Source organism: Gemmatimonadota bacterium, from assembly GCA_039715185.1.
Classification (GTDB): domain Bacteria; phylum Gemmatimonadota; class Gemmatimonadetes; order Longimicrobiales; family RSA9; genus DATHRK01.
In genome coordinates this window covers 1-11,407 of the sequence record JBDLIA010000019.1, presented here as the reverse complement: position 1 = coordinate 11,407, position 11,407 = coordinate 1, and the positions used below count along the sequence as shown (strand labels likewise).

The 11,407-nt window shown below is 70.3% G+C and carries 9 protein-coding genes; 6 read left to right on the top strand and 3 right to left on the bottom strand.

All coding sequences use genetic code 11. From position 1 onward, the window contains the following. The first annotated feature begins 7 nt into the window (after positions 1-7). The 5 genes from ABFS34_05480 to ABFS34_05460 all read left to right on the top strand — a co-directional run bounded on the left by ABFS34_05480 (position 8) and on the right by ABFS34_05460 (position 8,080). Positions 8-1,735 (top strand): FAD-dependent oxidoreductase, encoded by a 1,728-nt coding sequence (locus ABFS34_05480; GenBank protein MEN8374882.1) that lies wholly within the window; start codon positions 8-10, stop codon positions 1,733-1,735. Next, entirely contained in the window at positions 1,732-2,520 is a 789-nt protein-coding gene (locus ABFS34_05475; protein ID MEN8374881.1) for an enoyl-CoA hydratase/isomerase family protein, read from the top strand. The genes ABFS34_05480 and ABFS34_05475 overlap by 4 nt, the downstream gene beginning before the upstream one ends. A 54-nt stretch (positions 2,521-2,574) precedes the next feature. Then, the gene (locus tag ABFS34_05470; protein MEN8374880.1) at positions 2,575-4,704 is read left to right on the top strand and encodes an acetate--CoA ligase family protein; all 2,130 of its coding nucleotides are present in this window, start codon (positions 2,575-2,577) and stop codon (positions 4,702-4,704) included. Positions 4,705-4,816: 112 nt separating this feature from the next. Continuing rightward, on the top strand, positions 4,817-7,564 hold the full coding sequence (locus ABFS34_05465) for a TonB-dependent receptor (protein MEN8374879.1): 2,748 nt from the start codon (positions 4,817-4,819) through the stop codon (positions 7,562-7,564). A 96-nt stretch (positions 7,565-7,660) separates the two neighbouring features. Then, complete coding sequence (locus ABFS34_05460; protein ID MEN8374878.1) at positions 7,661-8,080, top strand: VOC family protein; 420 nt, start codon at positions 7,661-7,663, stop codon at positions 8,078-8,080. A gap of 64 nt (positions 8,081-8,144) precedes the next feature. Here the strand turns inward: ABFS34_05460 and ABFS34_05455 are convergent, their stop codons facing one another. From ABFS34_05455 to ABFS34_05445, 3 genes are all read right to left on the bottom strand, one after another. Beyond that, positions 8,145-8,711, bottom strand: a complete 567-nt coding sequence (locus ABFS34_05455) for a hypothetical protein (protein ID MEN8374877.1) — start codon at positions 8,709-8,711, stop codon at positions 8,145-8,147. A 154-nt stretch (positions 8,712-8,865) separates the two neighbouring features. After that, positions 8,866-9,663, bottom strand: a complete 798-nt coding sequence (locus ABFS34_05450; protein MEN8374876.1) for an SRPBCC domain-containing protein — start codon at positions 9,661-9,663, stop codon at positions 8,866-8,868. Continuing rightward, positions 9,660-10,298 (bottom strand): winged helix-turn-helix domain-containing protein, encoded by a 639-nt coding sequence (locus ABFS34_05445; protein MEN8374875.1) that lies wholly within the window; start codon positions 10,296-10,298, stop codon positions 9,660-9,662. Before ABFS34_05445 ends, ABFS34_05450 begins: the two co-directional genes overlap by 4 nt. Before the next feature lie 129 nt (positions 10,299-10,427). On the opposite strand from ABFS34_05445, the gene ABFS34_05440 reads away from it, so the two are divergent. Continuing rightward, the coding region (locus tag ABFS34_05440) for a DUF819 family protein (protein ID MEN8374874.1) at positions 10,428-11,407 on the top strand (980 nt) is incomplete at its 3' end.

Sequence of the window (11,407 nt, the reverse complement as noted above, 5' to 3'; positions counted from 1 at the left end):
GGGACGCATGGAACAACCGATAATCTTCCTGGCGGTCTCCGAAGAGTCCGTCCTGGGCCAGTTGCAGAGCGACCTGGAGCGCAGGTTTGGCAACGACTGCCGGATCCTCGCCGCGCGCGACCCGGAGGCGGGGATGGCAACCCTCGGGTCGCTGGCGTCCGAGTCGGCTCCAGTCGCGCTCCTGATCGCCGATCAGGAGCTGGCCGGGCTGTCCGGCGTCGACTTCCTGACCCGCGCACACGCCGTTCACCAGCACGCCAAGCGGATCCTACTGATCGAGCGGGATTACACGGCGGAGAATCCCACCGTGGAAGCGATGACCCTCGGCCAGATCGACTACCACCTGGCGCGGCCTTGGAATCCGGTACAGGCGCTCTATCCGGCGGTCAGCGAGTTCCTCGCGTCGTGGTCGGCCGGGCACGAACCGAGCTTCATGATGTACCGCGTCGTCGGACCGAAACAGAGCGCGCGCGCTCTGGAGATCCGGGACATGCTCAGCCGCATCAACATGCCCTTCGGGTTCTACGAGGACGACTCCGCAGCGGGCCGCGAGCTGCTCGAAGAAGCCGGCGTCGACGAATCCCGGCTGCCGGTCGTGATGCGGCACGACGGCCGGGTCTGGGTCCAGCCCACCGACGCCGAGCTAATCGCGGGCTTCGGCGGCGGCACCCTGCCCGGCGACAGGACCTACGACGTAGCGATCGTAGGGGCCGGTCCCGCCGGCCTGACCGCGGCCGTCTACGCGGCGTCGGAGGGTCACGACACCCTGGTTCTAGAGAAGTCCGTCTCGGGCGGTCAGGCCGGCATGAGCTCCCGGATCCGCAACTTCCCGGGCTTCACCTGGGGGATCGGCGGGCAAGACCTCGCGAGTCGCGCGTGCGAGCAGGCCTGGCTGTTCGGCGCCAACATGGTTTTCGCGCGGGAGGCCACCGGACTGCGACAGGAGGACGGCGAGCTCCGCATCCGGGTCGCGGTCGGTCGGGAGGTCGGCGCCCGGGCCGTGATACTGGCACCCGGAGTGGTCTGGCGTCGCCTGGATATTCCCCAGATCGAGGAGCGCATCGGCGCGGGCGTGTTCTACTGCGGGGGCGCCAGCGAGGCGCGCGCGATGCAGGATCAGCGCGTGTGCGTGTTGGGCGGAGGAAACTCGGCCGGACAAACGGCCGTCAATCTGGCCAAGTACGCCGCGTCGGTGACCGTCCTCGCGCGCGGCGAATCGCTCGAGCAGAGCATGTCCCAGTACCTGATCACCGAGCTCGAGCAGTCGCCCAGGATCAGCGTTCGGACGGGCGTCGAGGTCGTCGACGCGAACGGTGGCGAGCGGCTGGAGGCGATCACCGTCAGGGAGCGCGCAAGCGGCCGGACCGAGCGCCTCGAGACGGCGGCGCTCTTCGTGCTGATAGGCGCCGAGCCTCACACCGAATGGCTCGCGGACGCGGTGGAGCGGGATCAGCAAGGCTATATCCTCACCGGCACGGACCTCTCATCGAACGGGGGCAAGCCCCCGGGTTGGCCGCTCGAACGCCCGCCCTATCTGCTGGAGACCAGCCTGCCGCGCGTCTTCGCAGCCGGAGACGTGCGCGCCGGGTCGATGAAGCGCGTCGCCTCCGCCGTGGGCGAGGGCGCGATGGCCATTCAGTTCGTCCAGCACGTCCTGGACACGCGCGAGAGGGGGCGGACAGACGGCGCAGGCGCCTCCGGGCAGCGGCCCGCGGCTTCGCCGGCGAGCGCGTGACCTCCGCTCCGGTCGTCTTCGAGACCGAGGACCGCGTGCGCACGGTTCGCCTGAATCGGCCGGATCGGCTGAACGCGGTGAGCATCGACATGTACCGCACGCTCGAGGCCCTGCTGGCTGATACCGCGGCCGACGGCGAGGTCGGCGCGGTCGTGCTCACCGGCGCCGGCCGCGCCTTCTGCGCCGGGGCCGACCTCAAGGCCTACGGCGAGCGCAGACCGACCGCCGACGAGCGCGGCGATTACATCGACACCGGGCAGCGCGTCTACCGCGCGATCCAGACGCTCCCGCAGCCGGTCGTGGCCGCGGTCAACGGGCACGCCATAGGCGCGGGACTGGAGCTGGCGCTTTCCTGCGACCTGCTCGTCGTGGCGGCGGACGCCAAGCTGCGCTTCCCCGAGGTGGCGCTGGGCACGTTCATCGGCGGCGGCACTTCCTATACGCTCGCGCGCCGTGTGGGCTACGCGCGCGCGTCCGAGCTGATCCTTCTCGGTCGCTTCTTCACCGGCCTGGAAGCGCACGACCTCGGCCTCTCGAACCGGCTGGCCGAGTCCGCCGAGGCCGCGCTGGCGATCGCGCTCGGACTAGCGGCGTCCTTGGCGGCAAACGCTCCGATCTCCCTGCGGCTCGCCAAGCGCGTGCTCGATCGCGCCGCGCGCGCCGACCCCGGGACGGCGCTGCAACTCGAGGCCGAGGCGCTCGCCGAGTGCATGGCGTCGGAGGACTGGGAGGAGGGCGTGCGGGCCTTCGCCGAGGGCCGCGACCCGGTGTTTCGCGGCGAGTAACCTGACACCGCGCGACCAGTGCACCCGCTGAGTCCGATCTTCGAGCCCCGATCGGTGGCGATCGTCGGGGCCTCGGCCGACCCCGGTAAGCGCGGCCACCACGCCGTCGCGGCCCTGCTGAACGCGGGCTTCAAGGGTGACATCCTCCCGGTGAACCCCAGGGGCGGAGGGCTGCTGGGTCTGCCCGTCGCGCGCTCGATCGATGAGCTGCCGTCGACGCCGGACCTGGCCTACCTGGCGCTACCCGCCGCCAAGGTGCCCGAGACAGCGCGCGCGCTCGGAGAGGCGGGCGTGCGCGGGGCGGTCGTTCCGGCAGTGGGCTTCCGCGAGTCGGGGCCGGAAGGGGCCGACCTGGAGGCCCGCCTGGTGGCCGCCGCGAAGGACACCGGTATCCGCATCGTGGGGCCGAACACGTCGGGTCTGGTCAACACCCATCGGCGCCTGCAGCTCGTCGGCGGCGAGCCGCACCCGCCCGGCGGCCTCGCGGTGGTTTCGCAATCGGGCAACCTCGCGCTCGACCTCATGACGTCGGCCTCGACCGGGCCGCTCGGCATCTCCGTATATGTAGGCCCGGGCAACGAGGCCGACGTGGCCATCCACGAGTACCTGGACTTCCTTGGCGACCACGAGCCCACGCGGGCGATCGCGTTGTACGTCGAGGGGATGCGAGAGGGAGAGACCTTCGCGAAGGTGGCCAGGCGAGTGTCCGAGCGGAAACCGGTGGTGGCCCTGAAAGGAGGAAAGCACGACGCGGGGCGACGAGCCGCGCTGTCGCACACGGGGGCCCTGGCTGGATCCTACGACGTCTTCAGCGCCGTGGCCCGGGCCGCCGGCATCGTGGAGGTGCGCCGCTCGGACGAGTTGCTCACGGTGGCCGAGGCGCTGGCGCTCCAGGCGCCCGCCCCCGCGTCCGTCCGGCGTCGGACCGGGGGCGAGCGCACCGTCGGTGTGGTCGTGCTCTCCGACGGCGGCGGCCACGCCACGCTGGCGGCCGACGAGCTCGCCGCAAACAAGGTCCCGCTGGCGGCGCTGGACGGGCGTACGGAGGAGGCGCTGCGCGCCCTGCTGGGCCCGGCCGCAGCGGTGTCGAACCCGATCGACGTGGCCGGCGCGGCGGACCGCGAGCCGGCCGTGCTGGCCCGCGCGGTAGAGCTCATCGCGCGCGACGCCGGCTGCGCGGCGCTCTTCGTGACGGGTCTCTTCGGAGGATACGCGATCCGGTTCTCGGCCGACCTCGCGGGGGAGGAGCTGCGCGCCGCGCGCGCCATCTCGGCCTCGGCACGCGCCGGCGCCGTTCCTCTGGTCGTTCACTCGCTATACGCGGCGCGGGGGCCGGCGCCCCTCCGACGGCTGATCGAAGACGGTGTGCCCGTGACCGCCTCTCTGGAGACCGGGCTGCGCGCCGTGTCCGCGGTGTGGCAGCGCGGTGCCCCGTTGGCGTCGCCGGCCGCGCCGGCGGTGCTCGCGCCGAAGGTCGAGAGGCGGTCTCCCGCGGACAGGTCCGCGGCGGCGCTCTCGGAGACCGAGGCGCGCGAGCTCCTCGCCGCCCAGGGCGTTCCCTTCGGCGAGGCCGCGCTGTGCGCGGACGAGGCCGCGATCCGGGCGCTGCCGCAGCACGACGGCCGGCGCGTCCTGAAGGTCGTGTCCCCGCACCTGCCGCACCGCACCGAGGCTGGCGCGGTGCGCCTGGGCCTGGACGACGTCGACGGCCTCCTCACGGCGTTCCGGGAGTGCCGGACGGCCGCCGAGGCGTTTCTGCGCCGAGCCGGGCTGCCGGTCGAAGTCGACGGCGCGCTGATCTCGCCGCAGCACCCCGCGCCCATCGCCGAGCTCATCGTGGGCGCGCGCCGCGACCCGAGCTACGGGCCGATCTTGACGCTCGGCTTGGGCGGCACGGACGTAGAACTCCTTGGAGACGTCGGGCTGCTCCCGCTCGGGGCGGATGGAGCGGTGTCCGAAGCCGAGGTCATCGACCTCTGCCGCGGTCTTCGGCGCGGTCCCGTACTGTTCGGCTATCGTGGCACCGCACGCGCCGATCTCGCCGCGGTCACGGCGGTCGCCAGGGGCGTCGCTCGTTGCCTGAGCGCCCACGTGGATGTCGCGGAAGTGGAGGTCAATCCGTTGTTCGTATACGCCGACGGCGTGATCGCGGTTGACGCAAGTGGTTTTAGGCGAAACGATTAGTGCAGCCTTGGCCGCCGCTCGGGACGCGCGCGGCGGCCAGCAGGGCAATCTCGCACCGGCGCCCGTGCGGGCTGGGTCGAGGCGTGGACTCTCCCAACGCTAGGAGGTGACCGTGAGACGCATCCGGCATCTGACGCTGACCGTTCTCTCGCTGCTCGCCGTAGCGTCACCCGGGGCCGCACAGGGGGCGACGATTTCCGGCCTGGTCGTGGACGCCGCAACCCAGCAGCCGCTCGTGGGGGCGCCGGTCTTCGTGGTCGGCACCGCGCGCGGCGTCCTGACCGGCTCGGACGGGCGCTACACGCTCCGGGTTCCGCCCGGCACCTACACGATCCGCTCGCAGTATCTGGGCTACCAGGCCGGCGAAAGCACCGTCACGGTGGGCGTCGGTGAAAGCCAGACGGTGGACTTCCAGCTATCGGTGGGCGCGCTCAGCATCGACGAGATAGTCGTCACCGGTACGCGCACGCAGCGCTCCGCGCTGGAGACCACCGTGCCGGTCGACATCATCACCGCGGCGGAGATTCAGGAGTCGCCGCAGACCGAGCTGGCGCAGGTCATCCGCGACATCGTGCCGTCCTTCAACGCGTCGAAGCAGACCATCTCGGACGGCACCGACCACGTGGACCCGGCCAGCCTCAGGGGCCTCGGGCCCGACCAGGTGCTGCTGCTGATCAACGGCAAGCGCCGGCACCACAGCGCGCTGACCCACGTCAACGGCACCTTCGGGCGGGGCACCGTCGGCGTCGACCTGAACGCCATCCCGATGGCCGCGGTCGAGCGCATCGAGGTGCTGCGCGACGGCGCCTCGTCGCAGTACGGCTCGGACGCAATCGCGGGCGTCATCAACATCGTGCTCAAGCGCCAGACCGACGCGTTCGTGGGCAACGTCCAGACGGGGCTGACGGGCGAAGGCGACGGCGAGCAGGTGAAGGCAGACGCCAACTTCGGCTTCCCGGTCGGCGACGCCGGCTACTTCAACGTCACCGGCGAGTTCCTGAACCGCGAGCGGACCGACCGGTCCGACCCGTTCCAGGGCGCCCTCTTCTTCGACGATCGCCAAGCCGACGACGTCGCGATCGCCGCCGCCGGCCTTACCCGCGAAGAAATGAGCATGAAGACGGGGCAGGGCGAGGCGATCGTGGGGCACGCGTTCTTCAACGGCGCCTACCCCGTGTCCGACGACGCCGAGCTCTACGTGTTCGGCGGGGCCACGCAGAGAAACGGCATCGCGACCGGCTTCTACAGGCGGCCCATCCAGGAAGATCGGGTCGTCTTCGAGATCTTCCCGAACGGCTTCCTGCCCGAGATCCACACCCAGGTCACGGACCGCGCCTTCACCGGCGGCCTGCGCGGCAGGAAGGGCGCCTGGGACTTCGATCTGAGCGTGGCGCACGGACAGAACTCTTTCCGGTTCAACATCGAGAACACGAACAACGCCTCGCTCGGTGCCGCGAGCCCCACGTCCTTCGACGCGGGCAACCTGGCCTATAGGGAGACCACGGGGAACTTCGACGCGGTACGCCTGATCGACACCGAGGGCGCGGTGAAGTCGCTCTCGCTGGTGGCCGGCGGCGAGTTCCGGATGGAGAACTACCAGCTCGGCGCGGGCCAGTTCGAGTCGTTCTCGCTGGGCAACGGCGGCAGCGTTCCGGGGGTCGACTTCGACACGACCTCGAGCGGCGGGCCCAAGCAGTCCGGCTCGCAGGTATTCCCGGGCTTCCAGACGGCCGCCGAGGTGGACCGGAGCCGCAACAGCGTCGCGGCCTACATAGGCCTCGAGACCCAGTTCTCGGACGCCTTCCAACTGGATGCGGGCGGCCGCTTCGAGAACTACAGCGACTTCGGCGAGACGTTCGCGGGCAAGATCGCAGCGCGCGCCGAGCTGTCCGAGGACTTCGCGCTGCGCGCCGCCGTCAGCAACGGCTTCCGCGCGCCGTCGCTGAACCAGATCTGGTTCAACGCCGTCAGCACCCAGTTCGTGATCGATCCCGCCACCAACGAGCTGGTCCCGGCGCGGGTCCTCACCGCCAACAACGTGAGCCCGGTCACCAAGGCGTTCGGCGTGCCGGAGCTCACCGAGGAGACGTCGATCAACGTGTCCAGCGGATTCACGTGGCGCCCGGCGAGCAACGTGTCGGTCACGGGCGACTTCTACTACATCACGATCGACGACCGCGTCGTGCTGACCAGCCGCTTCTCGGACGGCAACGACGACATCGGGGATGACGTGGCGGACATCCTCGCGCCGTTTGCGTCGCTGGGCGTGGGGCAGGCGCAGTTCTTCGCCAACGCGGTCGACACGCGGACGGTGGGCGGCGACCTGGTCATCAACTACGTCACCGACTGGAACGGCGGCACGCTGAACCTGACCGGGTCGGCCAACATCACCGACACCGAGGTGACGGCGATCAACGTCCCGCAGACGATGGCCGACCGTTTCACCGCGGGAGTCGACTCGGCGATCGCGGTCGTGCTGTTCAACCGCGAGGAGCAGAACCGGCTCGAGACCGCGCTGCCCAAGCAGAACGCCACGGCGTCGGCGCGCTGGGATCGAGGCAACGTCAACGTGGGCCTGCGCGGCAACTTCTTCGGCGAGGTTCTGTACCGGCCTACGAATCCTGACAACGACGAAGACTTCGGCGCCAAGTTCCTGGTGGACGCCGACATCGGCGTCGATCTCGCCGAGGGCGTCATGCTGCAGGTGGGCGCCAATAACATCTTCAACACCTTCCCGGACGGGCACACCAAGGACGCCAACATCAGCAACGGCAACTTCCCGTTCAGCCGCCGGGTCACGCAGTTCGGCATGAACGGCGGCTTCTACTACGCCCGGGTGCGGTTCGAGCTGGGTGGGTAGGACCGTGCGCTGAGCATCGACCTCGATGGGGTCGGCGGGGCGTCGCCCTGCCGGCCCCTTTGCTCACGCTCGACCCCGCCTTCGGAGGCCGGCCCAATGAACGACGTTACGCCTCTCATCACCGTCGATGACGTCGACCCCTGCCTGCCCTTCTGGACCGACCGCTTCGGGTTCGAGGTGGTGGCAACCGTGCCGCATGGTGAAGGGACGGGGTTCGCGATGCTGCAGAAGGGTGACGTGGTGGTGATGTATCAGTCGCGCGCGAGCATCCAGGACGACCTCGAGGCCGAAGCGCCCGGGCACCCGGGACTGGCCGACAGGCTCGCCGCCGGCGTCGCCACGCTGTTCATCAAGGTGGACGACCTGGATCCTGTCGTGGCGGCGCTGGCAGGCGCGGATGTCGTCGTGCCGAGGCGGCAGACCTTCTACGGCATGGACGAGATCTTCGTCATGGCACCCTGCGGGACGCTCGTCGGATTCGCGGCCCCGTTGGCGGAAGAGGGGGGCGACGCCTGAGCCGAGGCGACGCCAACCGCTCGAACAGCCAGCGAGGCCTGTCCACCAGCGAGATCCGGCGAGCTCACCGCTCTCCTTCGGGTGCGTCCTCGTCGAGATTCTCCGGCGGCCAGACGACGCGTTCGAACTCCGCGCTCATGATGGGCGCGGAGTCGGCGCCGTCCGCGCCCGCCAGAAGCGTCCAGAGGAACCGGTCCGCCTCCACGAAGCTCCAGCGCTCGATGAACCGCTGCGTCCGCCCTTCCACGTCCGTGGTGGTGAGTTCGGCGACCAGGACGTCGCCTTGCCAGTCCACGGAGTATTCGAAGTACGAAACGGGCATCTCGACGGCGACGAAGTACCCGCGCACCTCGTCGCGCAGCGGGTCGTGCAGGAAGAGGCCCTCGCTGACCTGCCGGGAGCCCTCCTCGGCCGTAAGGTGCGAGCGCGCGCGCACCGCGAGCCGTCCGGGGCCCCATTCGAAGACCTGCACCGTGGACCCCGAACGCCACGCCCCGATCAGGCGCTCGAATCCGGCCATCGGGGCCGCGGTGTCCGCCGGCTGCTGCGCGCCCAGCGCACAGGGCGCCGCTGTCACGACCGCTGCCGCCGCCGCGAACGCCCACGCCGTGGCGCCTTGGCTCGATCTCACCTGCGCGACTCCTGCGGTGCGCCACCGCCGTTTGGAAGGTCGGGTCCTGGCCGTCACGCGCCCACGACGAGACGGGCGCCCCCGTCCGGAGCATGGTCCGGCGGAGGCGCCCGGTCAAACGTCCCATCGCTGGGAGCGGGGAGGGGCCGGAGCCTCAGGCGAACCTGCCCTCCGGAAACAGTCGCTCGAGCCTGTCCGTCCAGTCGGACTTCAGCGCGTTCAGGTCCGCGCCGTGGTCTCCCCAGACGGACAGCCAGAGGGTGACGTCGCGGCCATCCGGCCCGTCGTGGCACGGCTCCATGGACATCCGCAGAAGGCCCCGCGGCCGCTCGGTCAGCGCGGCATACTGCACCGGCGGCTCTTCGTCGACTGCGGTTCCCCCGAAGGAGCTCGGATCCAGGCCTCCGGGCCCGGTCAGCCGCTCCCATGCTACGGCCTGCGAAAGCGCCACGCGCCGGCGCAGGTAGACCACCTCGCGATCCTGCCCGCGGTGGCTCTCCAGGTAGTGCTTGAGCGAGGACAGCTCGAAGCGCCAGCCGCGCCGCGTCCCCTCCAGCCAGGCGTCCCACGACGGGTCGTCGCTGAAGCCCGACGTGACCACCCTCAGGAAGGTGCTTCCGCCCGAGGCTCGAAGGACGTACTCGGTGCGCTGCCCGGGCTCCAGCCCGCCATCGACCTCGCCCCACGTCGTCAGCAGCCGCGTAGGTGGCTCCCAAGCCAGGATGCGGCTCGTTCCCACGAATTCGTTGAGCCAGGACATCCAGATCGAGCCTTCGGGCCCCGGCTCTACCTTTGCGTTGAGCGGGAACCAACGAGCCAGCTCGACCGGGTCCGTGAGCGCCTGCCACACGTCCTCGATCGGGGCGTCGATACGCACCTCGCCGATCGCGGACCGTCCTTCGCTCGCGGCGGCCTGCTCGGCCTCGGCGGGCGCACTCCGTACGTCGTTCATTGCATCCGTCCTTCGTCTTGGGCCGGGTTGTCCACGGCCGGTTCCGGATAGGCGGCCGCTAGGACGCGAAAAGGTCGCGCCCCTGCACGGTCGTCGTGATGCCGCCGCACCACGTCGGCGACGGCGTCGGTGAGATCGGCGACGAACGCTTCCATGTCGGCGGGGCGCGCGAGCAGCACGCGCGACTCGATTCCGGCGGTCGCCAGGCGCTTGCGCTCGCGACCCGCCCTCCGCCACAGCCGACCGAGCTCGGCCACGGCGCGCGCGGCCAGCGCAAGCAGGAACGCGGCGGAGGCCCTGTCGCCCGCGGAGTCTGGCGCCGGAACGCCGTCCACCACCCCCGGGTCGACCAGATAGCTGGTCGCCGTGGGGCGGAGGATCCGTTCGAGGCAGTTCCCCTTCAGCCGCTCCTGGTGCAGCTCCAGCACCCCGGCCTCTTCCAGCGCCCGCAGGTGGTAGTTCAGCCGCTGGCGGGTCTGACCCAGGCGCTGAGCCAGGCCGGCCGCAGAATCGGGCAGCTCGCGCAGCTCGTCGACCAGCCTGCGCCGCTCGGGATCCCTCAGCAGCACCGCGCCTTCCAGCCCCTCCAGGAAGGCGATCGGGGTCGGTTCGGTGGTTGCGCTCGTCGTCGTCATGTCCCCATGATGCGTTGACAAGTATTTTTTGTCAAGACGTTTGTGTGCCCGGCGTGGACTGGCCGGCGCATCGCCGCGGATCTATTGTGCGCGCCCGAATCCCGGCCGCCGACAGTCCCGCGAGGAGCGATGACGCACGATTCCCTGTACGTGCTGGCGGCGTTGTGCGCGCTGGTGGTCGCGACCGAGTATCTGGTACGGCGTACCTTCTTCCGGCATTTCGGCACTGCGTTGCTGGTGATCCTCGTCACGGCGGTGGTCGCCAACCTGGGGTGGATACCGGCGGGCTCGAGCGCCGAGGCGCCGGTGCCGGTCTACGACGCCATCTTCGCCTACCTGGCGCCGCTCGCGATCTTCTGGCTGGTCTTGCCCATCAGCCTCCGGGAAGTGCTGAAGGCCGGTCTGCCCATCATCGCGCTCTTTCTGATCGGGTCGGTGGGGGTGATGGTCGGCACCTACATAGGCGGGTCGATCAACTTCAACGCGGTCGCGCTGGGCTACGACGTGGTTCGGGACGGGACGCTGTTCGCGGGCACCGTGGTGGTGGACAACATCCTCACCGCGGTCTGGATGATGGCCACCCTGGCGTTGCCCCGGCTGGTGCTGCCGTTATGGCGCACGCGCGAGGGCTCCCAACCGGCGGCCGATCCCGACTACGACGTCACCGGCGTCGCGGAAGACACGGAAACGGTCCACCCGTTGGACCTCGCGATCCTGCTGGGACTGGGTTTCGCCGCGCTCTACCTCTCCAACTACGCGTCCGCCGCGCTCGCGGACGCCGGCTGGAACGTGCCGTCTATCCTGATTCTGACCGCGCTCGCGCTCGCGTTGGCGCAGTTCCCGGTCTTCGCGACGCTGCGCGGCACGCGTGTGCTGGGGATGTTCGCGGTCTACCTGTTCCTGGCGGTGATCGGGGCGTTCTGCGACGTGGTCCGCCTGGTGGGCCTGGGGCGCACCGGGCTGCTGCTGTTGGGCTTCGCGACCACGCTGGTCGCCGTGCACGGGCTGTTCACCTTCGCGGGCGCGCGCCTGCTGCGTATCGATCCGGAAACCGCGGCCGTCGCCTCGCAGGCCAACATCGGCGGAGGCACCTCGGCTCTGGCCGTGGC